The organism is Sphingobacterium siyangense, assembly GCF_007830445.1.
Classification (GTDB): domain Bacteria; phylum Bacteroidota; class Bacteroidia; order Sphingobacteriales; family Sphingobacteriaceae; genus Sphingobacterium; species Sphingobacterium siyangense.
This window is the reverse complement of sequence record NZ_VLKR01000045.1, coordinates 1-25,238: the sequence shown is the minus strand read 5'-3', so window position 1 is coordinate 25,238 and position 25,238 is coordinate 1. Positions and strand designations below refer to the sequence as shown.

Sequence of the window (25,238 nt, the reverse complement as noted above, 5' to 3'; positions counted from 1 at the left end):
TTATTTTATTGAATAACAAACAAAATTAAGCCCATTTTGTTTGAATTACGACTAAATAAAGTGAATATGCTGCGTAAAACACAACTATTTTTATTTCTTGTACCGCTCTCTCTACTTTTTTTAAGTTCCTGCACCAAAACAAAGCATGAAACAGGCTTCTATTTTTGGAAGACAGTATTCCAGTTAGACACCGTAGAAAGCCGCTCTTTAAAGGAAATTGATGCGAAATCTATCTATGTCCGCATTATGGATATTGATTTCGATCCATCTGGTGTACAAGCCGTCCCTATTAGCCCCATTACGTTTTCGCAACCTGTCCCCAAAGAACAGCAGCTGATTCCTGTAGTATTTGTCAACCAACGTATTTTTGTGGAAATGGATAGCCTGCAAATCAGAGGACTGGCAAATAAAATTGTTCCGTTTGTGACGGCTAAAATACAACAAGCAGGAAAGGAAAAATTTACCGAACTCCAACTGGACTGCGATTGGACAAAGACATCCCGTGATAAATTTTTCTACCTGCTCACCTATTTACAACAATTGCCGGCCTTAAAAGATGTTGTCGTGAGCTCTACTCTGCGGCTACACCAGGTCAAAAACACAGTCACCAGCGGAATTCCGCCTGTGAAAAAAGCGATGTTAATGTGTTACAACATGGGAAATCTCAGACAATTTGGCAATCAAAACTCCATTTTAAATCAACAGGACCTCAAGACCTATCTAAGCGGAACATTACGCAACTATCCCATGGAAATGGATATTGCATTACCGCTATTTCAGTGGTTTGTCGTTTTCAGAAATAATAATTACATCGGTATTTCAAAACATATCAATGAAGAAGATCTCAAAAACTCGTCATTGTTTACCCATAACCCCAATACGAACCTCTATATTTTAACGAAAGATCTCCCAAAAGCAAACCTTAAAAAGGGAGATGTTATACGTTTTGAATCCATCAATCAGGAGGAACTCTTACAAACGGCAAAATTTTTGAAGGGAGAGCTGAAAGGAAAAGAACACCGGATTATTTTTTATCATTTAGATCAAGCTACACTAGCAAACCATGGCAATGCCGAATTACAAAAAATTATTGCTACTTTCTAGCACTACATTAGCTTTCTTCTTTGGGGAGATTGCAACCAATATCGCCTGTGGTCCTGAAGTGGATCCTTACGACAATCAAACGACATATTATCTCCCCAATCTGGAGGACAATGGATTTTCTGCCTTTCAATTTATCCCCTACCAATTTCTTTATACGGAAGAAGCTCCAGTCAAAGAAAGTTTAATCAATTCCGAAACCTGGGCTAAACACTTAGGTTCGCAGGTCAAGGTTAAGGATGTCGAGCAATTGATGTACAACAGCAACGCTGCAACCGCTAATTTAGCGAGCAATCAACAAAAGTCGACTTGGATCAACCTGCCAGATTCCATTAAAGGAAATACGTTCTTAAGCACATTGATTGACGGAAAACATGAAGCTGAACGCGCTTATTTTATGTTCACCAAAAAGCAGGAACCCATCACGAATATTCAACATAACTATTGGGATCCGGATACCCGAAATTTCAAAGAAATCACACAATTAGCTGAACTCGCCGAACAGCAGATCTCCAAGTACCCCAAAAATAGCTTTCTCTATATCCGCTATGCTTATCAAGCTGCCCGTTTATATCTATTTGGGCAGGAATACGCCAAGAGCATGACGATTTATGAAAAGTACCTGCAATCTGCTAAGGGAGACGAAGCTATCCTCAATTGGGCACTATCCAACTATGCGGGGGCTGTCCGCAAAAATGGTGATCCTGCAAGGGCAGCTTATCTCTTTTCTAAATTATTCACTGCCAGTCCAGAAAGGCGCATCCTCGCTTATGCTAATTTCCATTATATCACAGCCAGTGATGCTGAGATATTTCAATATGCAAAAAATGATGCGGATCGGTTCAATATCAATGCTATCATAGGCTTTGGCACAAGTGACTATGCCCTGAAATATCTGAGCGACTGCTATCAGCTCGATCCTGCCAACACCGTAAATGCCGTACTATTGGGACGCGAAGTCAATAAGATAGAAACAGAAATGAACGAGTCTTTTTACCTCAGTAACGATAATTATAATTACTACAGTAAAAATGACGATAAAGGAAAAGTTAAACTACATCTGGATTCTCTTCGCAATTTTGCCCTAAAACTTTATCGCGACAAAAAATATGTTCAACCCCAAATGGGCCTTATTACTGCTGCCTACCTAAGTTGGATGAATAAGGAAAATGCTTTAGCAAAAGAATACCTTGCTGGAATAAAAGAGACTGACCTCAGTCCAAAATTGATTGATCAGCTTCAAATTACCCGATTGCTCACACAATTGACGGACTGGCAAAGCAGTAAGCAGCTGGATGAAGTTCAATTGACCAAAACCTTATCGTGGTTAGAAGAAAAAGCAAAACTAGATGGTAAAGAAGATATCCGCAAACAAAACTGGGGTTATAGTGCTTTTGAATACAGCAACTATAGTTTAATCTGCCGGAACATTTTACAAAATCTTGTTGTAAAACACTATTTGAACACACAAGACACCGCTATGGCTAGTTTAGCTGCTGTAAAGGCAGATGCTTTTTACAACTATGGCTTTGTGAAAGACTCATTGGAAGATAATATGCAGTGGACAACAATGCACTTTTGGGAAAATAGCCTTACACCTAAAACGCTGTTAAAAATAAGGAATTTATTGTCGGACAATTCCCAACAGAACACCCTGTCTAAATTCTTATTGAAAGATATCAAACATTTTAATAGGGATTATCTCACCGAATTACTGGGTACAACTTATTTGCGCGAACTGGATTTCCAAAAAGCAGCAAAAACTTTAGTGGGACTTCCTAAAGACCATAAAATAAAAGAAATTAAAAACTGGTACGATGCGGATGAAAGCGATATTACACCGAATCCATTTATTGTAACGATAAATGATTACCCTAAAAAATATGGTAAAGAGTCCACCACTAAGCTAAAATATGCTGAACGGATGGCACGCTTGGAAAATGCCATAAAAACGGAAAAGAACAACCAGAAAAAAGCCGATTATTATTTCCAAATGGCCACCGGTATTTATCAGACTAGTACCTATGGAAATGCTTGGTCCCTGGTGTCCTATGACTGGTCGTCCACCGACAACCACGCCGCTTCGACACTTCACTGGCAACGAAATTATCTACAGACAAAATCAGCAAAAGAATGGTACAGCAAAGCGCGTACGCTGAGCACAGACAAAGAGTTCAAAGCGAAATGTACCTTTATGCTTGCCAAATGTGAGCAGAAAGATTTTGTCTATACCAATGAATCGCGTTGGCAATACTATGATTCGCCATTAAAGAATCCTTTCTATCGTTTTTCGATGCAAAATAAATACTTCAAAGAATTGAGTACACAATATAAGGATACGCCTTTCTTTACAATCGCTTCGCGGGAGTGTACCTATCTCCGTGATTTTCTAAATTTAACACAAGCGATACATTAAGGGCTTCATCCTATCTCGTTTTACAAAAAATAGCGCCTTCTTGATGTAAGAAGGCGCTATTTTTTTATAAAGATTAAGATTTATATAGATTAAGATCTACTATCCTCATTATGATATATACTGAGGTAGCTATCGTAGCGCGAACTCTCAATAGAGCCTTCTTCCACAGCCTCCATAATGACACAACCGGGTTCATTGATATGCCTACAATTATGAAATCGACATTGATTCATCAACGCGCGCATCTCTGGAAAAAAATGGGATAGCTCCTGTTTTTCTATATCGACAATTCCCAACTCACGAATACCAGGCGTATCAATTAGCTTCCCTCCAAAATGGAGATCGAACATCTCAGCAAAAGTAGTTGTATGCTTTCCTTTGTCGGACCAATCGGAGATTTCACCAGTTTTCAACCCATATTCAGGGACGATTGCATTAATCAACGTTGATTTACCAACCCCGGAATGGCCTGATACCAAGGTTATTTTATCTTTAAGCAGTTGCTTGACAACGTCGATGTTTGTACCGGTTAACGCAGAAACCTCGAAACAGGGGTAACCAATATGTTCATAAATAGCTTTATAGTCGGCCAATATCTCCAATCCTTCATCACTAAAAAGATCCAATTTATTGAAAATAATTACCGCAGGAATTCCGTACGCCTCTGTTGTTACTAGAAAGCGATCGATAAAACCCAAAGAAGTTGGTGGCGAGGCAAGTGTCACCACTAAAAAAGCCTGATCCAGGTTTGCTCCGATAATTTGAGTTTGCTTGGACAGATTGACGGATTTTCGAATAATATAATTTCGACGAGGTTCCAGTTCGTGAATGACCGCACTTTCCTGATCAGGTTCCACATCAAAATGCACCCAATCACCCACAGCAACAGGATTAGTCGTTTTTATTCCTTTGGTACGAAACTTTCCTTTGATACGGCAGTCGTATCTTTTATCATCTTCACCCAAAACTTGGTACCAACTACCTGTCGATTTAGTTACCAGTCCTCTCATAAATCCTGTTGCATTAAATGTGTCATAGTACAAAAATCGGAAAAATTTATTAAACTTACCCTTTGATGAATTTCTTACCTTTGTAAGGAGACTAAAATTCAATTTTGTGAAAAAACTATTTCTTTTAGACGGAATGGCTCTCATATATAGAGCTTATTTTGCTTTGAGCAAAACTCCCCGAATTACCTCAACAGGGTTAAATACAGGAGCAATCATGGGATTTACCAATACATTATTGGATGTATTGAAAAATCAGCAACCTTCCCACATAGCAGTAGTGTTCGACACAGCGGCACCTACCGCTCGACATATTGAATTTGAAGCTTATAAAGCACATCGGGAGAAAATGCCAGAAGACCTTGCTGCTTCTATCCCCTATATAAATCGCTTAATCGAGGGCTTCAATATCCCAATTATCACGATGGATGGATACGAAGCCGATGATATTATCGGAACACTTGCAAAAAAGGCCGAGAAACAGGACTTTCAAATCTATTGCATGACACCCGATAAAGATTTTGGGCAACTTGTGTCTGAAAATATCTTTATCTACAAACCTGCTCGCATGGGTAATGGAGCAGAAGTACAAGGTGTCAAAGAGATTCTTGAAAAATGGGAAATTTCTGATGTTTGCCAGGTCATCGATATTCTCGGTCTTTGGGGTGATGCCGTAGACAATATCCCTGGTATACCTGGTATTGGAGAGAAAACAGCGAAAAAACTTGTTCAGGAATACGGATCTGTCGAAGGCATTATCGCTAACGCGGACCAACTAAAAGGAAAAATGCGTGAAAACGTAGAGAATTTTGCAGAACAAGGGCTCATCTCCAAAAAATTAGCCACTATTTTATTGGATGTACCTATTGAACTCGATGAAAAATCGCTAGAACTGGAAGATCCAAACAAAGAAATCCTTGAACCGCTATTTGCTGAATTAGAATTCCGAACACTTGGAAAACGAGTTTTCGGCGAAGATTTCTCCGTCCTTGACAAGAGCAGCCCTACAAATGGACAAATGGATCTATTTTCGACCACAACAACGACAATTACCACCACCGAAATTGTTACCGAAGTTAGCGTCGAAAATGCAGCAATAAATAACATCCATAATACCGCACATGAGTATGTTTTGGTTGATACAAACGAAAAACAAGTAGCGCTCGCTCAACAGCTTGCTTCTTTGGATAGTTTTTGTTTTGACACAGAAACAACAGGATTAGATGCAAACCTTGCGGACATTGTGGGCTTATCATTTTCTTTTGAGAACGCAAAAGCATATTATGTCCCAACACCTGCCGATCGTGATAGCGCTCAGGCTATAGTCGATATTTTCAAGGGCGCTTTAGAAAACCCAAAAATTGAAAAAATAGGACAAAACATCAAGTACGATATTTTATTATTAGCACGCTATGGTGTAAAAGTACAAGGCACCCTTTTTGACACCATGCTTGCACATTATCTGATTGATCCAGATACCCGTCACGGAATGGATGTACTCGCAGAAAATTACCTAAATTACAGCCCGGTATCAATCACAGAACTTATCGGTGAAAAGGGAAAAAAGCAAGGGAATATGCGCGACGTTGAAGTCGAAAAAATAAAAGAATATGCCGCTGAAGATGCAGACATCACGCTACAGCTCAAAAATATATTTCAACCTCTTCTTGTCGAGACCAACACTATGCAGCTCGCTCAGGATGTTGAATTTCCATTAGTATATATCCTCGCTGAAATTGAACGAAACGGTGTAAAAATTGATGTTCCGGCACTTGAAGAATTTTCAAAAACACTGGAGCAGGACATTAAAAATCTCGAGGAAGCTATCTTTGAGAAAGCAGGTGTAAATTTCAATATCGCATCCCCTAAACAATTGGGTGAAGTCTTATTCGATAAACTGCAACTGGATCCTAAAGCTAAAAAAACAAAAACGGGACAGTATAAAACAGGTGAAGATGTGTTATTAGCTTTGGCCCATAAATCAGATATCGTCCAAGATATTTTAAACTTTAGGCAAATGCAAAAACTCAAATCAACCTATGTTGATGCACTACCTGAGTTGATAAACCCCGAAACAGGGCTCATTCATACGTCCTACAATCAAGCGGTTGCCGCAACAGGCCGTCTGAGCTCAACGAATCCGAACTTGCAGAACATCCCGATCCGTACCGAGCGGGGGAGAGAAGTCAGAAAAGCCTTTATCCCAAGATCTGAAGACAATGTGATCCTCTCTGCCGATTATTCGCAGATTGAACTTCGCCTAATTGCAGAGCTAAGTAAAGATCAAAATATGATGGAAGCGTTTAGCCAAGGTCATGATATCCACCGAGCAACAGCCGCGAAAGTATACAATATGGATTTTGATGCCGTTACTTCTGAACAACGTCGCAACGCGAAAGCAGTTAACTTCGGCATTATATATGGTCAGTCGGCATTTGGCCTTTCTCAAAATCTTGGCATATCACGTAAAGAAGCATCCGATATCATCAATGAATATTTTAACCAATATACAGGGATAAAAAAATACATGAGTGATGCCGTCGAGTTTGCAAAGGAGAATGGTTACGTTGAAACAATTTTAAAACGGAGACGTTATCTGAGAGATATCAATTCCGCAAACATGACCGTCCGCGGATTCGCAGAAAGAAACGCTATCAACGCTCCGATCCAAGGATCAGCAGCAGATTTAATCAAACTTGCCATGATCGCCATTCAAAAGGAAATTGAGCAGCGAGGTTTATCCGGCAAAATGATCATGCAGGTGCATGATGAATTGGTTTTTGACGTACCTAAAGACGAGGTAGCGGTATTCAAAAAAATCATTTTGGATAAAATGTCCAATGCTATAAAAACAAATGTTCCTTTGATCGTAGAAATTGGAGAAGGCAAAAATTGGCTAGAAGCACATTAAAGTTATGATTAGAAAACTCATCCATATCTTATTATTATTGTGTGTCTGTAGCTTTACAAAGCTACATGCGCAAGATGACAAACCTGTATTCTATGAAAAACTAGACCAGGGATTGATTCGCTTTTATTTTGACAAATATTATTATTTAGTTTCAAAAGAATGTGAGTTTAAAACGATCGAACGTGTGAGCAAATTTGATTTTGCAAAGCAAGTTTTTGATGGAGAGTTCCGCGATTTTGCGCCAAATGGATCGAGAATACTCATTGGTTCCTATAAAGATGGTAAAAAAGAAGGCTTATTCCAAGCCTTTCATCCGAACGGAGTGCTAAAATGGGAAGTAAATTTTCAAAACAACCATCCAACCGGTGATTGGAAATATTACTACCCGGATGGAAAACCCTTATTAACCATTGCCTATAATGAGCAAGGCTATTTTATCAAAGATTACTGGGACAACAGAGGCAAACAGGAGGTGATAGACGGCGAAGGCAACTATGAATTTTCTATTCCTTTTGAAGGTTTTACGGAGTTCGGTTTTGATTTCTATCTACGCAAAGGAAAGGTAAAAAACGGTAGGCCGCAGGGAAACTGGAATACATATTTCTACAATGTAGGTCAGCAAGCAGTTTACGCCATGACACAACGCTTTGCAAATGGTGTACTCACAACGACCTATGACGACAATGGAGATCTAAATAATGAGGATTTCATGTCGCTAAGTATCCTCCCTTACGACTATTTTATACGAGCGGAACTATTTAACGGTAAGTCCTGCAGCTTTGATGATTATTCCAATTTTTATGCATTCCTAACCAAACGTTTTAACGACAATCTCAATAAAACCGGGCTAGACATCACCAAACAGGTTAATTTTTCTTACTTAGTGGAAGTAAAGAAAAGCGGAATGGCTAATCCAAAAAGCCTCAAGTTAATATCAGATTCCGGCGACGAGCCTTTCGATGGCACTTTGAGCCGTATTGCGAGAAGTGTTGACTTCTATTTCCCTACATATAAAGACAATCAGCCTCAAGACGATCTTATCAGAGTATCCGGCGGAATCACACAGGGTAATGACGGAAAAATCTATACCCATTCAATTAAAATCGAAAGACAAATAGACAATTCGAGTAAATAATTATCTTTGCAGAAATAAATAGATATGAAATTTCATAAAGAAGGATATACCACATTAGCGATCGCTGTACTTTTTATCTTCATCATCAATGCCGTTGCGGATTATTATGACGCTCCGCAATACACTAAATGGTTTATTTATGCGCTCTCAGCATTCCTATTCATTACAGTTGTTCAGTTTTTCAGAAGTCCCAAAAAAGTGGTTAACCCGCAGGATGGCGTGATTCTCTGTCCAGCCGATGGAAAAGTTGTTGTTATCGAAGAAACTGAGGAAAATGAGTATTTCCATGATAAGCGGATACAGGTGTCGATATTTATGTCTCCTGTCAATGTGCATGTCAACAGAAACCCAATCAGTGGTTTAGTCACGTTCTTTAAATACCATCCGGGCAAATTTCTAGTGGCTTGGCACCCCAAATCATCTACCGATAACGAAAGAACAACAGTCGTTGTCAAAGATAAGGCTGGACGGGAAGTTCTTTTCCGCCAGATTGCAGGAGCATTAGCACGCCGCATTGTATGGTATGTAAAAGAAAAAGACGAAGTCGTGCAAGGCAATGAGTTTGGTTTTATCAAATTCGGCTCCCGCGTCGATTTGTTTCTTCCTTTAGGGACTGAAATCAATGTTAACATTGGTGATAAGGTTACTGGAGCAAAAACGATTATCGGAAAATTTTAACAATTTATTAATATCATTATAAGTAACTTAGGCTCCAAATCAGGGGCCTTTTTTATTCTGCAAATGAATTTTAGACAATTACTATTGGCAAACTCCGCAACTGTCGGTATTGCAATATCCACGATCAGCTTTTATTATAAACATGACCTACAGACAGCGTTGATCATTTTCTTTGTTGCTGTGGTAACGAGCTTCCTCCTATTTAACTATCTATTTGAAAAATACATATATCGTAGACTCAATACGATGTATAAATTAATTCATAACCTTAAACTCGGCAAGGATCTTAAGGATGCTATCGGAGAACATGTCAGTGAGGATCCAATTACGGATGCTGAAAACGAAGTCAAAGCATGGGCAAAAGATAAAAAAAACGAGATAGAGCAGTTAAAATCACAAGAAAAATTCCGTAGAGAATTTTTATCCAACATTTCTCATGAATTCAAAACGCCATTATTTGCTACCCAAGGTTACATTGAAACCCTGCAAGATGGCCTTATGGAAGAAGATATGGAAATGGCCAAGAACTTCTTAGATAAGGCTGCCCGGAATCTGGACAGGCTAAATTACCTGATTCAGGATCTTGATGAGATATCCAAACTGGAATCTGGAAAAATGGTCCTGAATATAGAGAAATTCGATATCGTTGATCTTATTAAAGACACCACCTACTCTCTTGAGGACAAAGCTAAACAGCACAATATCAAAATAGAATTCAAGCCAAAAGTGGGCACACCACATTGGGTTAAAGCAGATCGCAATAAAATCCACCAGGTATTATACAATTTGATTGACAATTCCCTGAAATATGGAAAAGAGGGCGGAACAACGAAAATTAAGATCTTTCCGCTGTTTGAACAGGTTCTTATCGAGATTACAGACGACGGTTATGGCATCGAAGAAAAAAATCTCAGCCGTGTATTCGAGCGCTTTTTCCGAACTGATAAGAGTCGATCACGCGATATCGGAGGATCAGGATTAGGATTGGCTATCGTAAAGCATATTGTCGAAGCACATCAGCAAAACGTCAATGTCCGTAGTACAGAAGGCATTGGGACAACATTTGGCTTTACTTTACAAAAAGTTCAGTCAGGAAATTAAACAATTGATGACACTTTTGTGTTTAAACAAAATCAATGTTAACATTAACTTAACATTAAGGTATTATTTTTGCAAAAATAAATTTAAGATATGTCTTTAAATAGCATTTTTCAATACTTCGTTCCAAAGGATAAAAAATTCTTCCCTTTGTTTGAACAAGCCGGCAACAACTTGATCGAGATGTCAAAGTTGTTAAAAGATATTGTTAACTCAAGCAACCCTGAAAAGAAAAAGGAATTAACACGCAAAGTGGAAGATTTGGAACATAGAGGCGACAACATTACGCATCAAATTCATTTGGAGCTGGGAAAGAACTTTATCACTCCTTTTGACCGCGAAGATATACACTCTTTGGCAAGTTCATTGGACGATGTCGCAGATTTTATACACGGTGCTGCCAATAGAATGGACCTTTACAAGGTTGAAAAGGCCACTGAGCCAATGATTGAAATTGCTGACTTACTTGTTGAAGCTACCGAACATGTATCAAAAGCTATTCATGAGCTTAGAGATTTGAAAAATATCCGGAATATTACGGATTCATGTGTTCGCATCAATAGCGTAGAAAACAAAGCCGATTATATCTTCGATAAAGCTGTAGCTGACCTTTTTGAATTTGAAAAAGATGCAATTTCATTAATTAAACACAAAGAAGTGTTATCTGCAATGGAAGATGCAACCGATAAATGTGAGGATGTTGCTAACGTATTAGAAAGCATTCTAGTTAAAAACGCATAATCATTCGATTTAAGTGCACAAAAATTCTACGAGATTATGATGTCAACATTACTCGTTGTTGTGATTGTCCTTGCGATTGCCTTTGACTACATCAATGGATTCCATGATGCCGCCAATTCTATTGCGACAGTTGTATCAACAAAAGTTTTAACGCCAGCAATGGCCGTTTTATGGGCTGCGATATTCAACTTTGCAGCTTACTTCTACTTTACAGATCATAAAGTAGCCAATACCATTGCAAAAACAGTATTGGAAGAATACATTACCTTAGAAGTTATTTTTGCGGGGTTACTTGCAGCAATCGGTTGGAACTTATTTACATGGTACTATGGTGTGCCATCCAGTTCGTCCCATACGCTTATTGGAGGTTTTGCAGGATCGGGGATGGCTTACGCGTTCATACTTGGCGCAGATCCTATCCACGCTATCAATATTGATGCAACCTTAAAGATTATTGCATTTATCGTACTGGCCCCTATTATAGGTATGACGATATCGGTTATCATCACACTGATTGTGATTAACCTGGCAAAAAACTCCCGTCCAAGTGTTGCCGAAAAATGGTTCAAGATATTGCAACTTGTTTCTTCTGCCGCCTTGAGCTTTGCACATGGAGGTAATGATGCACAGAAAGTCATGGGAATTATCCTTGTCGCGATGGTTGCTGGTGGCTATGTCCCAACGACTGAACACATGCCTGAATGGATTCCATTAACTTGTTACGCAGCAATCGCTGCCGGAACAATGAGCGGTGGGTGGAAAATTGTTAAAACGATGGGAACCAAGATTACAAAAGTAACACCCTTGGAAGGTGTTTGTGCTGAATCTGCAGGAGCTGTCACCTTGGGTATCACAGAACATTTTGGCATACCAGCCTCAACAACGCATACCATTACAGGTGCAATCATCGGTGTCGGTGTTGTCAAACGTGTTTCCGCAGTGCGTTGGGGGGTAACAATCAGCTTGTTATGGGCTTGGATATTAACCATTCCAGTTTCAGCTTTGTTGGGTGCGTTGTCTTTATTGGTCGTACATTATTTGCTTTAGAAAAAAAATACTTAATTTTTTTCTTAAACCTATTGAAACAAAACAAAAATTTGGTACTTTCGTAGCGGATTTTTGTTTTGTTGTTTCACATTAAATACTTAATTTAGTACAAAATATAGCAAAAACAAAATTTTAACATAACTTTAAGACTTTGGCACGGCAATTGTACTGTTCCATGTGTTAATACAATAATTAAATTTGAAAACAATTAAAATTAATAATAACCTTAAAAACAAGAGTATGAACTATTCTACAATTAAAAAAACAGCAGTTGCTGCTACATTAGTTGCCGCTTTAGGTTTCGCTGGTACAGCACAAGCTCAACAAGTATTCGGTGGTAGATCACAATACAGAACTTGGTCTATCGGAGTTCAAGGTGGTATCACCACACCTAACAACGTGATCGGTGGATCTAACGCTTTTGGTCAAAAAGTAGGTTACTTTCAAAATAAAGTAGGTGAATACTATGGTTTAACAGTGCGTAAACAATTCTCTCACTTATTTGGTTTAGAAGTTGAAGCAAACCGTGGTAAGATCAAAACGTACAACCATGATCTTTCTGGTCCAGCTATTGAGAACAAATTGGGTGCTCGTTCAGTAGAAACTAGTGTAAACTGGGCTGCTAGCTTGAACGGTGTATTCCAATTGGGTACAATCGATTTCTTGAGAAGAGAAAATGCGGTTAACTTCTACGCTAAAGTAGGTTTGGGAGCTATGGCTTACAACCCTGTTCAATACGCAAACAATGATTTCTCTGGAACAGTTGTTTATAACAACAAAGGTAAATGGGGTGAAGATATCGTTGGTGACCGTGAAAACAAAGGTGATCGCGATAACAAATTAACTGCTTTCGTTCCTGTAGGTGTTGGTGCAAAATTCAAATTATCTGAAGTTGTTGCATTGAACTTAGGGTATACAATGAACTTTACTGATGATCAAATCTACGGTCCAGCTCGTCAAGCTTCTTACAAAGGTAAATTCTCTTCAGTTATGGCTGGTTTAGAATTCACTTTAGGTTCGAAAGACAAACAAAACTTGACTTTTGCTAACCCAGTTGCGACATTGTACGATGAGTTGAAAGATCCTTCATTGAGAAACGAAGTTGAAGCATTGAAACAACGTGTAAGCACATTAGAAGGTACAGTTAACACATTAAGCGCTGACGCTGATGGTGACGGTGTATCTGATAAATTTGACAAATGTCCTGGTACTCCAGCTGGTACTCCAGTAGATGGTTCAGGATGTCCAATCAAATTCCCAGAGCCAGTTGTTAACAACGTTACTTCTAACGGTTACTACGCTCCAATTCAATTCGAATTTGATAGCTCAGTATTGAAAACTTCATCTTACTCTACATTAGACAAATTGGCTAAGGAGTTACGTGATAACAACTCTGCTGTACAATTAGATGGTTATGCATCTGCTGAAGGTTCTGAAGCTTATAACTTAACTTTATCTAAAGACCGTGCTAACTCTGTAAAACAATATTTAGTAAACGCTGGTGTTTCTTCATCAAGCATCACAGCTAAAGGTTACGGAGAGAAAAACCCAGTTGCATCAAATGCTACTGAAGAAGGTCGCGCTCAAAACCGTCGTGTTGAGATCAAAAAATAATCGTATATAACTTATACATTATAATAAGAGCCGGCTTTAAAGCCGGCTTTTTTATTTTACCCGTATTATCCTTAACTTTGTGGAGGATATCCGATTTGTGGAAAATTAGTTCGAACAAATTAGATAAGAAATTAGTATTTTGAATTAAGGAACAGAATACTGGTTTTAAACTTTTGAGAATGGAAGAGGATTTTGAATTTGAAAACCCCGAGGAAAGAAAAATCTCGGTGGACAGATATGAGGAAATGCTTCGAAACGAGGATCAGTATTTTTTTGACTCCAAAGCTTTTGAAGGAATTATTGATTACTACGCTGAAAAAAATGACCCTGTTAAGGCCTTACAGGTTACCGAATTTGCGATCAGCCAACATCCTTTTGATATTACGTTTTTATTGAAACAGGCACAACTGTTTTCAACGATTCAACAATATCAGAATGCACTTGCAGCACTAGATAAAGCGGAATTATTGGAAGCTTCAGAAGGAGACATTTTCTTGATCCGCGGTGGCATATTAGGCAGTATCGGCCAATTTGATAATGCTTTGGAACAGCTCTTCAAAGCACTTCCGCTATTAGATAATAAAGATGAGGTGTATTTCCATATTGCGATGATCTTTCAAGCGCAAATGAACTATGACAAGGCAATAATTTATCTAAAGAAAGCACTTGAGCTCAACATGGATTACCAAGAAGCACTCTATGAATTGGCCTACTGTTATGATGTATTGGATAGACAAGAGGAAAGTATCTCCTTTTATAAAAAATACATTGATTCAGATCCATACTCCTACTATGCTTGGTACAATTTGGGAAATTCTTACCATAAAATCAGTCGGTTTGAGGAAGCTTTAGACGCATACGACTATGCTATATTAATTAAGGAAGACTTTTCTTCCGCTTATTTCAATAAGGGAAATGCTCTAGTCAATCTTGATCGCTATCAGGAAGCATTGGATGTTTACAAACAAACATTTGAATATGAACAACCAAGTGCTGATACCTATTGTGCGATAGGCGAATGTTATGAAAAACTTGAGCAGATGGAAGAAGCTCGCAATTATTATAAAAAGGCCGTCAAATTAGACGGGGAGCTTGCTGATGCCTGGTTCGGTATTGGGGTTACCTTAGATTTCGAAGAACGCTATTTTGAATCACTGCATTTTTATAAAAAAGCATTGGAACTGGAGGATACAAACCCCGATTACTGGTTTGCGATTGCCGACGCCCGGTACAAACTACAACAAATAGATCTTGCAGAAGAAGCCTATAAAAAGGTAGTCGCTTTAAACCCAACAGACATCGATGCCTGGCTCGATTATTCCTCAATTCTATTTGAACAAAGTAAAATTGAAGAAGCTATTAATGTGATATCTGATGCCATCACACAAAATCCAAATGCAGCAGAACTGTACTATCGTGTAGTTGCTTATCTATTTGCCAATGGACAATACAATGAAGCGCTCAACTTTTTAGAGCTTGGCTTAGCGACTGATCCCGATAAGCATCATATTCTTTTTGATTACCTTCCACAGCTGCAGGGGAATCAGATCATTACTGAAATTGTAAAAAAATATACCAAGCCGAAAGATTAACATACAATAGGCGCCACATCCGGTCGTTGCCACGCAACGACCGGATACTAAAATGAAGATATATTCCTATCCCCAACGTACTTTTCGCAATTCAAATGAAAAAATTAGGCTTAATAGGATACCCATTAGGGCATTCTTTTTCAAAAAAATATTATTTAGAAAAATTTAAACAAGAACATATTACCGATGTGGATTACGATTTATATCCACTTGCTCAAATAGCCGATTTTACAACAATTGCTTCCAATAAAGATTTCTATGGTGTCAATGTGACCATTCCTTATAAGATAGCGGTTATGGATTACTTGGACGAGCTCTCAGAAGAAGCTCGTGCAATACAAGCTGTAAACTGCATTCGAATCAGCCATACATCAGATGGCGCAACACATCTAAAAGGTTACAATACTGATGCCTACGGTTTTGAGGCATCGCTAAGGCCGCTACTGAATCCCTTGGTGGATAAAAAGGCTTTGATTTTAGGTAATGGAGGCGCTGCAAAGGCTGTCATTTATGCCCTGAATCAACTTGGAATAATGCATACTTTAGTAAGCAGAACCAAACAGGCAGACCAGCTCACTTATAATGACCTTAATGCCGCTATCCTAGCTGACCATACAGTGATTATCAACTGTTCACCGGTTGGTACATTCCCCAATACGGCAGAATATCCAAAAATTCCTTACGAATTCTTAACCGAGAACCACCTCTGTTATGATCTCATTTACAATCCAGAGGAAACAGCATTTCTTCGAAAAAGCAAAGAAAAAGGCGCCAGAATCAAAAACGGATATGAAATGCTGGTTCTACAAGCAGAAAAAAACTGGGAAATCTGGAATAGTTGAGCTATCAATAGTAAGAGATCAATAAAAACTGTAATTTTACCACTATGTTTACGATAAAAACATTCACTTTCAATCCATATCAGGAAAATACTTACCTACTCTATAACGAGTCAGGAAATGCCATTATCATTGACCCTGGGATGTATGGCGAGCAAGAACAGCAAGAACTATTGGCTTTCATTGCAAACAATAACCTCAAGCCGACATTCCTATTAAATACACATTGCCATATTGACCATGTTTTAGGGAATAGTTTTGTCCATGAAAAATTTGGCTTGCTCCCACAGTTCCACGAAGGTGAAGTACCAATTTTAGTAGCGGTACAGAATTACGCTCCTCAAATGGGCATCCGATATGACATCTCACCAATTGGAGAAACATTTCTAAATGAGGATGATCCCATTTATTTAGATAATGATGAGCTAAAGGTCATTCTTGCACCTGGACATTCCCCTGCACATATCTGTTTTTATTCAGCTAATCAAAAATTCTTGATCGGGGGAGATGTCCTATTTCGCAATAGCATTGGCCGTACTGATCTTCCTGGGGGAAATCACCAGCAGCTTTTAGATAGCATAAAAACAAAACTTTATACCCTGCCCGACGACACGATCGTCTATCCGGGGCATGGACCATCGACAACGATTGGCTTTGAAAAAAATTCTAATCCATTTATCCGAGGATAAAAGTTATGAATCTACCATTTCTATTTGCAAAAAGATATCTGTTTTCTAAGAAATCAGTTAACGCCATTAATATCATCTCTTCTATTAGTGTAATTGGCGTAATGGTAAGTAGTGCTGCTTTAATCATATTGTTATCTTCATTCAATGGAATGGAACAGCTGATACTATCTATGTACAGTAAGTTTGCTCCTGAACTGAAAATTGAACCCCAAAAAGGAAAACTTTTTGACAGTAAACAGGCTGTCTTCAGTGAATTACGAAAAGATTCCAATGTGGTTCATTACACGGAGGTTCTACAAGAGAAAGTATTACTGCAATATTCAAATAGACAATTTATTGCAAATATGAAAGGCGTCGAACCTCAATCGCTAAGTAAAAAGGCCGGAGACAGTATTCTCGTAGATGGTCAGTACAAACTTACCCATGATTCTACTAACCTCGCAATTATAGGGGCAAGTGTACAGGCAAATCTGGCAATTCCTATGCAGAACTCTGTGGAACAAATTCAAGTGTATTCTCCGAGAAAGGGAGTAAAGAATTCTTCCAATCCTGCAGAAGAATTCAACATCCGATCCATAGCTCCCGGAGGGGTATTGCGCTATCAGCAAGATTTTGACAATTTGATTATTACGCCAATTTCATTTGCTAAAGAGGTTCTCGGAGAATATGAGCGCGTTTCATCGATCGAGTTTTACCTAAAAGATGGTGTGGATGTTAATTCATTTGGGCAAGCATTACAAAAGAAAATAGGACCGGATTACATTGTAAAGAATAGGGAAAAACAAAACCCTACCTTATATAAAAATGTACGTGTTGAACGCTGGGTTGTCTTCTTTATACTGACCTTGATCAGTGTGATTGCAATCTTTAATATTGTAGGTTCCTTAACCATGCTTGTACTAGACAAACAAAAGGATATGACAATACTAAAAGGTCTCGGTGGGTCAAATGATCTAATTCAACGTATCTTCTTTTATGAAGGCCTTATGATCGCCATTATTGGCTGTGTATTAGGTCTATTGATAGGAGGCATATTCAACTATATCCAGTCAGCTTATGGAATCATTCGTGTAGAGGATGGAGCAAATACAATTATTGACAGCTACCCTATGGTAAGTAAGTGGAGTGACTATATTTTAGTCTTCATGACAGTCATTAGTATCTCTGGTCTAGTTTCCTATTTCTCGGCAAAGCTAAGTGTCAGAGAATTAAATAAATTAAAGGCGACCGATTAATAACTTGAGCTTTTTCGGCTCTGACTACCTTTTGTAATCTGTTGGATTAAACTGCCCCATGCAAAAGGATTTAACAATGGATTAGCATAACGTTGGTTGATGACTTTATTATTCATCGTATTAAAGCTCTGCGCATTGTTAATTGAACGCATTTCATTTCCGTCACGTGGTATTACAGCTGCCATTGCCGCTAATGACTCATAAGACAAGGACCTCCTTACTCTCACGATGTTATCTTCAGAAACGTCCAGATTCATAAATGCAATGTTAAACTCTTCGATGCTTGCCCATGGATAGGGTGTTACCATCGGGAGTTCCGTAACTAGATTTTGCATAATGATATTTGCGGTATATTTATCTCCAGGAACTTCTGGAATAGTGACAACTAAAGGATCAAAACCGACGGAAGTAAAACGAATGGTATCTCCTACATGTGCTACAAAAGAGAAATAGCCCTCGTTATTTGCCGCAAATGCTTCATTCCTGAAAGATAAATTAGTGACGGTCGCATAACCTACAGGAAGTCCAGACCCAACTGTTGTTACGACACCGGAGTACTGAACAATCTTCCTTTCCTGAGCATGTAAAGCAGAGGAACAAAAAGATAAGAATACAGCAAATAATATAGAAACCAGCAACTTCATGGAACAAATTTAAACAAAAGTAGCCGAACTAGCCGTTAAATTGTGTTAAGTAGAAAAACTAATTAACAGGGGGTAAAGTTGCTTCTGGGGAATCGGGATCTGTTAAATTAATAGCCTCCACTGCTGTAATTTCAGGAACAGCTTTCTTAATCGCCTGCTCCAAACCAGCTTTAAAGGTCATAATGCTCATTGAACATGAAGCACATGCTCCCAATAATTTTAAACGCACGACATTATCCGCTGTAATCTCTTCAACACTCACATTTCCGCCATCAGTCTCCAAATATGGTCTCAAGGTATCTAATGCTTGCTCAACTTTTTCTTTTAAAGTCATACTCTTAATGCTATTCAATGATTGTAATATGTAAAGATAATCAAATATTTTAAAATGTGTATTTCTAGGCCTCGCTACCAATGGAAAAACAACAAGTATATGACAATATATCTTCTTCATAGCTCTAATCGAGTTAAAGAATGTTAATAAGAAATGTTGTTTTTGCGATCAAATAATTATTAAACTATATTGCGCAGTAAAATTTAATTGATTAGTATAACAAATTCACTTATCTTTGTAAAATGTTTTTAAATAGGCGTATAGCGGCTATCTGTGCCGGCATGATGTTTCTATTGGTATTTACTGGTTGTAAAAGTAAATTTGAGAAATTGCGCGCAAGCAATAACATCGCTCAAAAGTACGAAGAGGCCGTAAAACTTTATGAGAAAAAGAAATATACAAAGGCGTTAGTTTTGTTTGATGACTTGCGGACCAAATTCCGTGGACAAGCTGAAGCAGAAAATATTTACTATTATTTGGCATTTGCCAATTACCGGCTGAAAGATTATACATCGGCAGCATTTCACTTTAAAGATTTTGCGGATGTTTATCCAAATAGTGCGAGAGCAGAAGAATGTAGATTTATGCATGCCTATTGCTATTACTTGGATTCTCCGAGATCAACGTTAGATCAAGCGAATACAAAAAAAGCAATTGATGCATTACAGCTCTTTGTCAATCTCTATCCCGAATCAGAACGGTCCAAAGAAGCCGCAGATCTTATTCAGAAATTAAGAGATAAGCTCGAGCTTAAAGCATTTGCTAATGCAAGACTATATTATGACATGGGGCTTACGGATGATTACAGGGCAGCTGTAATCGCATTACAGAATGTATTAAAAGAATACCCTGATACAAAATACGCGGAAGAGATTGAGTTTTTAACATTAAAAGCACAATACATCTATGCGTCCAAAAGTTTCTTCCTGAAACAAGAAAGTAGATTTGATGATGCCTTAGACTATTATCGTAGCTTCGCAAGTAATTTTCCGAATAGCAAACATATGAAAGAGGCAGAATCCCTTCGTGAAAATTCTGAAAAAGGGATTAAAACCGCCCTCTCTCAAGTGAAGGATTATAATAAAGCCGTTGCAGAGCAGGAAGTATATATCAAAGAACAAAAGGCGAAAAAAGAAAAAGAAAATACCCAAAAAGATGAGTCAAAAAAATAACAATTCAATTCCAAACTCTACAGTTACACGTGACTTGAGACAATTGGACAAAGGCACAGACAATCTCTATGAATCTATTGTAGTTATTTCTAAACGCGCGAACCAAATTGCAGTAGACATTAAAGAAGAATTGAACGGAAAACTTGCGGAATTTGCAAGTAACAACGATAACTTGGAAGAGGTATTCGAAAACCGTGAGCAAATTGAGATTTCAAAACATTACGAGCGTATGCCAAAGCCTACTTTGGTTGCTATTGATGAATTTTTACACGATAAAGTGTACTACAGAAATCCTTCAAAAGAGCAGGACTAATCCTTAAACAATGGCTTTAGCTGGGAAAAATATTGTAATTGCTGTATGCGGCAGTATTGCCGCATACAAGATTGCATCCCTCATCCGCCTTTTAGTAAAAGCAGATGCCCGAGTTAACGTAGTCATGTCAAAAGAAGCGACAGCCTTTATTACTCCGCTTACGCTTTCCACTCTTTCCAAAAATCCTGTTTTAATTGATTATTATCAGCCGAATACCGGGGAATGGAATAATCATGTCGAAATTGCCTTAAATGCGGATTACATTTTAGTCGCTCCCGCAACGGCAAATACACTGGCCAAAATGGCCAATGGATTTTGTGACAACCTCCTAACTGCCGTGTATCTATCCGCGAAATGTCCGGTGCTATTCGCTCCAGCAATGGATTTAGATATGTGGAAACACCCGTCCACACAATCCAATATCAATAAGCTTGGTTCTTATGGCAATATCCTAATTCCTCCAGGAAAAGGGGAATTGGCTAGTGGCCTAGTGGGGGAGGGACGTTTGGCGGAACCAGAAGAAATACTGGATTTCTTAGTTAAATTTTCGGAGACAGGACTACCCTTAGCAGGAAAGAAAGCGTTAGTATCTGCAGGTCCTACTTATGAAGCTATAGACCCAGTCCGATTCATTGGCAATCATTCAAGTGGAAAAATGGGCTATGCTATCGCCACACAACTTGAAGAACTTGGCGCAGACGTAACGCTAGTATCAGGCCCCAGCGCACTTAAACTACCCAAAGGTGTCAATACCATTTCAGTAACCTCGGCAGCTGAGATGTTACATGCCTGTGAAGAACATTTTGAAGCCGCAGATATTGTTGTGATGAGTGCTGCTGTGGCAGACTACACACCAGTTGAAGTTGCTAGCCAAAAAATAAAAAAGAAAGAAAACGAATTATCCATTGAGCTGAAAAAAACGGTAGATATTCTGGCAACTTTAGGGGCTAAAAAGAAAGAAAACCAATTACTCGTTGGGTTTGCATTGGAAACCAATAATGAGCTCGAAAATGCGAAAGACAAATTGATTCGAAAAAACCTGGATTTTATCGTGCTCAATTCCATGCAGGATAAAGGAGCCGGCTTCGCAACAGATACCAATAAAGTTACTATAATCGATCGGTCTGGAAATACCCGTGAGTTTAGCCTAAAATCAAAAGAAGAAGTTGCTAAAGATATCTGTTCAATTATCGTGAGCCTTTCCTAAGCACAACTTTTATAAACACATTCTCTGTGTTCAATGCCGCTATATTTTACAAATTTACAATCCTCAATTCCTTTGGATAATAGTTATTGATTCGGTTGGTCAATACCTTCATCCAGCCCAAAGGTTTACCTTCAAAACTTGCTATTGTCCATCCTTGAAGACTTTCGCCAATCGTATCCACAGTTATATTTTCCTTTCTAAGGTAATTACGTGCATCTTCAAGCGACAATTCTACCGATTGAAAGTCTTTGGTCAAATGATTACTCAAGGCCAGTGCATGGCTTGGTATTAGCTCCTTTCTATTAAGCTTGCCGACATTGGTTCCCGCATTCTTAAGATAAAGCACATTTTGTAGATACTTTAGATCATCCTCATACATTTTTGGGAAAACATATACATCCTCATGATGAAGGAAAGTATGAAAACTAGTACTATCCGAAATCCAGCTATCTAAAATTCCTTTGGGTACATCTGATTTCTCCGGTTTAATTCGCTTTCTATTGAATGTTTCTTGTTCACCAACCTTCTTAAGGACAGCAATAAAAAAGCCCTCTCCACCTAATTTATGCGGGTAAAATCGATAACCGTGTGCACGATGCTTATTAGAATTTGTATGATCAATTCCCCAATGCTCTTCAATAGCTATTTCAACAGATACAAAATCGCCGCTATCCAATAGCCAATCGACAATATCTTCATTCTCTTCTGGTGAATAAGAACAGGTTGAATAAAACAAATATCCGCCCTTATTTAAAGCACTCAAGCTTTCAACCAAAATCCGTTGTTGTCTTTCGCTACAAAGCTTAACATTAGCTTCGGACCATTCATCGATGGCATCGGCATCTTTTCTAAACATTCCAGATCCAGAACATGGCGCATCAACAACCATCAAATCGAAGTATCCAGGAAGACGATTAAACGCTGCAGGATCATTATTTGTAGTTACTGTGTTTGCATTTCCCCATTTCATTAAGTTATCTTGCAGGATTGTAACCCTAGTTTTAATAATTTCATTTGCAACCAAGAGTGATTCCGGATGTAAACTACTGTTTAATAAGGTAGACTTTCCTCCTGGTGCGGCGCATAAATCCAACGCCCGAATACTCCCTTCGTGTAACTTCAAACTTCGAATGATATGATCGATGAACATGGACGAAGCATCTTGCGGATAATATGCTCCAGCATGAAATAATGGATCTAATGTAAACACTGGACGATCCTGAAGATAATAAGCCACATTACACCAGGGAACTTGTCCTGCATTAGGAAACGGACAATCTTCTAATTTATTAGGGTTTAGGCGTATTGCTGTCGCCCGAATACCTTCCTCATGTATCTTAATAAATGCATCAGTATCAAATAACGGATTCACCCCTAACTTTTTCACTAAAGAATTTGGCAGAAAATTACTCATGTTGTCCCAATAGTTTGCGATAAAATTAAGATAAATAAAAATGAAGTCAAAATAACTGGTAAATTACAAGAAAGAGTAACTTTGTACCATGAAAGAATTCAAGAAATATGCTATTATTCCTGCAACTCCAGAGGAGTTGTATCTTGCATTAACGACCGAAATTACCGCTCGTCTTTGGACAGGGGACCTTGTGTCTATAGACCCTACTGTCAATGGGGAATTCTCTTTGTGGGATGGTGCTATAACTGGCCGATTCTTGGAACTGGAACCATCGACAAAAATTGTACAAGAATGGTATTTCGGTGAAACAGACAGCCCTTCTATTGTTACATTAAAGTTGCATGAACATAAAAAAGGGACTTCCTTGGAAATTAGGCAAACGAATATCCCTGATGAAGACTTTGATAATATTTCGGATGGATGGGAAGATCCTTATATCTCTTCGTTGATTGACTTTTATACAGAAGAAGATTAAAGTCTATTATCTCAGAATTCCTTTTTGATGATATATTAGCTTATTGGCGTCATAAATGACGCCAATAAGCTAATATATCATACGTTCCGAAACGATGCCGCCACCATTTTCTTTAGATAACCTAGCTTCATTATACTTTTTTATATAATTTAAAAACAACTCGTAACTATATTTTCGTTCAAGCTGAAATTGCTTTAATATGGTTGGTTCATCTTCTATTAACGCTGATAGCGCTTTAGCCCTTTGTTTTACATCATTCCCCAAAATATCTTTTACAACATCATTCAATTCAATTATCTCCCCAGAAGAACGCTTAAGAGCACACCAATATTTCGTTGTCGTGAAACCGAGAATAGGTCCAGAGGTTCCACCTCCCACCGCCAAGCCAGAGCTTTTAAAATAATAGACCATTATTTCACCATCCTGAATTAATTCAGCAAATCTTAATTCCTCTGATTTTTCTTTATTAATCCGAAAAATCTGAGGTTTTGTATTTTTAACTTTTTCTAGCCCTGTTTCGATGTAAGAAGGTGCGAAAATTTTGCTTTTACTATTTTGATAAACACGAAAAACTTGGTCTGGAAAAAAATCCATCTGCGTATCTCCATCACGCCATGACAATTTACTATCCGTAACTGAAGAAATTTTCCCATATAAGCTATCTCCATTCATGAAAACAATATAATCTGTATTATTAGATTTCTTTTGAGCACAAAGTGTTTCGGAAAATATAAGTAGAGCAATAACTGCCATCATTTGGCCCAACATTAATAATTTAGCTTTTTTCATTATATAAGTTAATATCCACAAATATACAATTCATTCCAATAATTCACTTTACCACCTGCAAAACATTAAAAAAATTAAATATTTAACTTAAATATCTATACGTAGCGTATTATAATTGTCTCATTGCTCATGTTTTGGACATCCCGAGGCATAGGGAATATTAAGTAAAAAATTATAAATATTTAAGTTAAAATTCCATATAAAATGTTCTAAACTTGGACTTCTCTATTACTAGTTTTATAACCTCATTCCTGCTCGGCAAAACGAACAGTATCGGTTTGCGAATTTGATAAACCCAATAATAGCCTCACTAAGAAGATCATACGTATGCATTTTGTTTATATAAAGCCATACCAGTAATTCTACATCAAGTAAGCAGAATGAGTTACAATAGGCTTAATTCGATTGTTCAAGTTTTAGCACTAGAAAATTATCATACAGAAAACTCAAGCTTAGTGCTGCTATAACCGATAGGCGGAGGATATGCAATAGCCTGTACATGGAAATACGGAAGTACTTAAACGAAAGAAGCCCTTGACTGTTTCCAGCAAGGGCTTCCGTGTAAAAAAAGGCACCGACCTACTCTCCCACCTGTTACGGCAATACCATCGGCTCTGGCGGGCTTGACTGCTCTGTTCGGAATGGGAAGAGGTAGACACCGCCGATATAGGCACCTAAAAATCTTTATTGACATTATCATGATTGATATCATGTGATTCATGCCAACTGACATAGCTATTGAAAGAGGTTCGTTTCTGTTTGTTCAAAAATTAAAGAGGAAGACAAC

At 38.2% G+C, this 25,238-nt stretch carries 22 protein-coding genes and 1 rRNA gene; 17 read left to right on the top strand and 6 right to left on the bottom strand.

The window, feature by feature from the left end; all coding sequences use genetic code 11:
• Positions 1 to 66 precede the first annotated feature (66 nt).
• Entirely contained in the window at positions 67 to 1,104 is a 1,038-nt protein-coding gene (locus IQ31_RS25095) for a hypothetical protein (protein WP_088163336.1), read from the top strand.
• A complete protein-coding gene (locus IQ31_RS25090; protein ID WP_145330952.1) occupies positions 1,070 to 3,517 on the top strand; it encodes a tetratricopeptide repeat protein in 2,448 nt (815 codons plus the stop codon). The genes IQ31_RS25095 and IQ31_RS25090 overlap by 35 nt, the downstream gene beginning before the upstream one ends.
• A gap of 89 nt (positions 3,518 to 3,606) precedes the next feature.
• On the opposite strand, the gene rsgA is transcribed toward IQ31_RS25090, so the two are convergent.
• Positions 3,607 to 4,527 (bottom strand): ribosome small subunit-dependent GTPase A, encoded by a 921-nt coding sequence (rsgA, locus tag IQ31_RS25085; RefSeq protein WP_145330950.1) that lies wholly within the window; start codon positions 4,525 to 4,527, stop codon positions 3,607 to 3,609.
• A 106-nt stretch (positions 4,528 to 4,633) separates the two neighbouring features.
• On the opposite strand from rsgA, the gene polA reads away from it, so the two are divergent.
• The 11 genes from polA (at position 4,634) to IQ31_RS25030 (ending at position 18,103) form a co-directional block, all read left to right on the top strand.
• The gene (gene polA / locus IQ31_RS25080; RefSeq protein WP_145330948.1) at positions 4,634 to 7,435 is read left to right on the top strand and encodes a DNA polymerase I; all 2,802 of its coding nucleotides are present in this window, start codon (positions 4,634 to 4,636) and stop codon (positions 7,433 to 7,435) included.
• 4 nt (positions 7,436 to 7,439) lie between these two features.
• Complete coding sequence (locus IQ31_RS25075) at positions 7,440 to 8,570, top strand: toxin-antitoxin system YwqK family antitoxin (RefSeq protein WP_145330946.1); 1,131 nt, start codon at positions 7,440 to 7,442, stop codon at positions 8,568 to 8,570.
• A gap of 24 nt (positions 8,571 to 8,594) precedes the next feature.
• Positions 8,595 to 9,248 (top strand): phosphatidylserine decarboxylase family protein, encoded by a 654-nt coding sequence (locus IQ31_RS25070; protein ID WP_088163340.1) that lies wholly within the window; start codon positions 8,595 to 8,597, stop codon positions 9,246 to 9,248.
• Positions 9,249 to 9,311: 63 nt separating this feature from the next.
• Positions 9,312 to 10,349 (top strand): sensor histidine kinase, encoded by a 1,038-nt coding sequence (locus IQ31_RS25065; RefSeq protein WP_145330944.1) that lies wholly within the window; start codon positions 9,312 to 9,314, stop codon positions 10,347 to 10,349.
• 90 nt (positions 10,350 to 10,439) lie between these two features.
• Complete coding sequence (locus IQ31_RS25060; RefSeq protein ID WP_046671637.1) at positions 10,440 to 11,087, top strand: DUF47 domain-containing protein; 648 nt, start codon at positions 10,440 to 10,442, stop codon at positions 11,085 to 11,087.
• A gap of 36 nt (positions 11,088 to 11,123) precedes the next feature.
• The gene (locus IQ31_RS25055) at positions 11,124 to 12,134 is read left to right on the top strand and encodes an inorganic phosphate transporter (RefSeq protein WP_046671636.1); all 1,011 of its coding nucleotides are present in this window, start codon (positions 11,124 to 11,126) and stop codon (positions 12,132 to 12,134) included.
• 240 nt (positions 12,135 to 12,374) lie between these two features.
• Positions 12,375 to 13,748 (top strand): OmpA family protein, encoded by a 1,374-nt coding sequence (locus IQ31_RS25050; RefSeq protein ID WP_145330964.1) that lies wholly within the window; start codon positions 12,375 to 12,377, stop codon positions 13,746 to 13,748.
• Positions 13,749 to 13,927: 179 nt separating this feature from the next.
• The gene (locus tag IQ31_RS25045) at positions 13,928 to 15,340 is read left to right on the top strand and encodes a tetratricopeptide repeat protein (RefSeq protein WP_145330942.1); all 1,413 of its coding nucleotides are present in this window, start codon (positions 13,928 to 13,930) and stop codon (positions 15,338 to 15,340) included.
• Between the two features lie 95 nt (positions 15,341 to 15,435).
• Positions 15,436 to 16,182 (top strand): shikimate dehydrogenase family protein, encoded by a 747-nt coding sequence (locus tag IQ31_RS25040; protein ID WP_145330940.1) that lies wholly within the window; start codon positions 15,436 to 15,438, stop codon positions 16,180 to 16,182.
• Between the two features lie 44 nt (positions 16,183 to 16,226).
• Positions 16,227 to 16,868 (top strand): MBL fold metallo-hydrolase, encoded by a 642-nt coding sequence (locus IQ31_RS25035; RefSeq protein ID WP_145330938.1) that lies wholly within the window; start codon positions 16,227 to 16,229, stop codon positions 16,866 to 16,868.
• 5 nt (positions 16,869 to 16,873) lie between these two features.
• On the top strand, positions 16,874 to 18,103 hold the full coding sequence (locus IQ31_RS25030) for an FtsX-like permease family protein (RefSeq protein WP_145330936.1): 1,230 nt from the start codon (positions 16,874 to 16,876) through the stop codon (positions 18,101 to 18,103).
• Here IQ31_RS25030 and IQ31_RS25025 read toward each other — a convergent pair.
• The gene (locus IQ31_RS25025) at positions 18,100 to 18,747 is read right to left on the bottom strand and encodes a carboxypeptidase regulatory-like domain-containing protein (protein WP_145330934.1); all 648 of its coding nucleotides are present in this window, start codon (positions 18,745 to 18,747) and stop codon (positions 18,100 to 18,102) included. The two genes, IQ31_RS25030 and IQ31_RS25025, sit on opposite strands and share 4 nt — an antisense overlap.
• 58 nt (positions 18,748 to 18,805) lie before the next feature.
• Positions 18,806 to 19,081 carry a NifU family protein gene (locus tag IQ31_RS25020; RefSeq protein WP_075990344.1) on the bottom strand — a complete coding sequence of 92 codons (276 nt, stop codon included), beginning with the start codon at positions 19,079 to 19,081 and terminating at the stop codon, positions 18,806 to 18,808.
• A gap of 242 nt (positions 19,082 to 19,323) precedes the next feature.
• Here IQ31_RS25020 and IQ31_RS25015 point away from each other — a divergent pair, with 242 nt between their 5' ends.
• The 3 genes from IQ31_RS25015 to coaBC are packed head-to-tail and all read left to right on the top strand — an operon-like array spanning position 19,324 to position 21,773.
• Complete coding sequence (locus IQ31_RS25015; RefSeq protein WP_075990345.1) at positions 19,324 to 20,253, top strand: outer membrane protein assembly factor BamD; 930 nt, start codon at positions 19,324 to 19,326, stop codon at positions 20,251 to 20,253.
• Positions 20,237 to 20,566 (top strand): DNA-directed RNA polymerase subunit omega, encoded by a 330-nt coding sequence (locus IQ31_RS25010; protein ID WP_075990346.1) that lies wholly within the window; start codon positions 20,237 to 20,239, stop codon positions 20,564 to 20,566. Before IQ31_RS25015 ends, IQ31_RS25010 begins: the two co-directional genes overlap by 17 nt.
• Before the next feature lie 10 nt (positions 20,567 to 20,576).
• On the top strand, positions 20,577 to 21,773 hold the full coding sequence (coaBC, locus tag IQ31_RS25005) for a bifunctional phosphopantothenoylcysteine decarboxylase/phosphopantothenate--cysteine ligase CoaBC (RefSeq protein ID WP_075990347.1): 1,197 nt from the start codon (positions 20,577 to 20,579) through the stop codon (positions 21,771 to 21,773).
• A 46-nt stretch (positions 21,774 to 21,819) separates the two neighbouring features.
• Here the strand turns inward: coaBC and IQ31_RS25000 are convergent, their stop codons facing one another.
• On the bottom strand, positions 21,820 to 23,187 hold the full coding sequence (locus tag IQ31_RS25000) for a methyltransferase RsmF C-terminal domain-like protein (protein ID WP_075990348.1): 1,368 nt from the start codon (positions 23,185 to 23,187) through the stop codon (positions 21,820 to 21,822).
• 88 nt (positions 23,188 to 23,275) lie between these two features.
• Here IQ31_RS25000 and IQ31_RS24995 point away from each other — a divergent pair, with 88 nt between their 5' ends.
• Entirely contained in the window at positions 23,276 to 23,662 is a 387-nt protein-coding gene (locus IQ31_RS24995) for an SRPBCC family protein (RefSeq protein WP_075990349.1), read from the top strand.
• A 69-nt stretch (positions 23,663 to 23,731) separates the two neighbouring features.
• Here the strand turns inward: IQ31_RS24995 and IQ31_RS24990 are convergent, their stop codons facing one another.
• Positions 23,732 to 24,451 (bottom strand): hypothetical protein, encoded by a 720-nt coding sequence (locus tag IQ31_RS24990; protein WP_145330932.1) that lies wholly within the window; start codon positions 24,449 to 24,451, stop codon positions 23,732 to 23,734.
• A 566-nt stretch (positions 24,452 to 25,017) separates the two neighbouring features.
• A 5S ribosomal RNA gene (gene rrf, locus IQ31_RS24985) occupies positions 25,018 to 25,129 on the bottom strand.
• Positions 25,130 to 25,238 lie beyond the last annotated feature (109 nt).

Excerpts from the sequence above, each read along its gene's own strand:
- IQ31_RS25075 (WP_145330946.1), top strand. The coding sequence starts at position 7,440 with ATGATTAGAAAACTCATCCATATCTTATTATTATTGTGTGTCTGTAGC.
- IQ31_RS25015 (WP_075990345.1), top strand. The coding sequence starts at position 19,324 with ATGTTTTTAAATAGGCGTATAGCGGCTATCTGTGCCGGCATGATGTTT.
- IQ31_RS25095 (WP_088163336.1), top strand. The coding sequence starts at position 67 with ATGCTGCGTAAAACACAACTATTTTTATTTCTTGTACCGCTCTCTCTA.
- IQ31_RS25035 (WP_145330938.1), top strand. The coding sequence starts at position 16,227 with ATGTTTACGATAAAAACATTCACTTTCAATCCATATCAGGAAAATACT.
- IQ31_RS24990 (WP_145330932.1), bottom strand. The coding sequence starts at position 24,451 with ATGAAAAAAGCTAAATTATTAATGTTGGGCCAAATGATGGCAGTTATT.
- IQ31_RS25055 (WP_046671636.1), top strand. The coding sequence starts at position 11,124 with ATGATGTCAACATTACTCGTTGTTGTGATTGTCCTTGCGATTGCCTTT.
- rsgA (WP_145330950.1), bottom strand. The coding sequence starts at position 4,527 with ATGAGAGGACTGGTAACTAAATCGACAGGTAGTTGGTACCAAGTTTTG.
- IQ31_RS25020 (WP_075990344.1), bottom strand. The coding sequence starts at position 19,081 with ATGACTTTAAAAGAAAAAGTTGAGCAAGCATTAGATACCTTGAGACCA.
- IQ31_RS24995 (WP_075990349.1), top strand. The coding sequence starts at position 23,276 with ATGAAAGAATTCAAGAAATATGCTATTATTCCTGCAACTCCAGAGGAG.
- IQ31_RS25065 (WP_145330944.1), top strand. The coding sequence starts at position 9,312 with ATGAATTTTAGACAATTACTATTGGCAAACTCCGCAACTGTCGGTATT.
- coaBC (WP_075990347.1), top strand. The coding sequence starts at position 20,577 with ATGGCTTTAGCTGGGAAAAATATTGTAATTGCTGTATGCGGCAGTATT.
- IQ31_RS25045 (WP_145330942.1), top strand. The coding sequence starts at position 13,928 with ATGGAAGAGGATTTTGAATTTGAAAACCCCGAGGAAAGAAAAATCTCG.
- IQ31_RS25060 (WP_046671637.1), top strand. The coding sequence starts at position 10,440 with ATGTCTTTAAATAGCATTTTTCAATACTTCGTTCCAAAGGATAAAAAA.
- IQ31_RS25050 (WP_145330964.1), top strand. The coding sequence starts at position 12,375 with ATGAACTATTCTACAATTAAAAAAACAGCAGTTGCTGCTACATTAGTT.
- IQ31_RS25000 (WP_075990348.1), bottom strand. The coding sequence starts at position 23,187 with ATGAGTAATTTTCTGCCAAATTCTTTAGTGAAAAAGTTAGGGGTGAAT.
- IQ31_RS25025 (WP_145330934.1), bottom strand. The coding sequence starts at position 18,747 with ATGAAGTTGCTGGTTTCTATATTATTTGCTGTATTCTTATCTTTTTGT.
- IQ31_RS25090 (WP_145330952.1), top strand. The coding sequence starts at position 1,070 with ATGCCGAATTACAAAAAATTATTGCTACTTTCTAGCACTACATTAGCT.
- IQ31_RS25040 (WP_145330940.1), top strand. The coding sequence starts at position 15,436 with ATGAAAAAATTAGGCTTAATAGGATACCCATTAGGGCATTCTTTTTCA.
- IQ31_RS25030 (WP_145330936.1), top strand. The coding sequence starts at position 16,874 with ATGAATCTACCATTTCTATTTGCAAAAAGATATCTGTTTTCTAAGAAA.
- IQ31_RS25070 (WP_088163340.1), top strand. The coding sequence starts at position 8,595 with ATGAAATTTCATAAAGAAGGATATACCACATTAGCGATCGCTGTACTT.
- IQ31_RS25010 (WP_075990346.1), top strand. The coding sequence starts at position 20,237 with ATGAGTCAAAAAAATAACAATTCAATTCCAAACTCTACAGTTACACGT.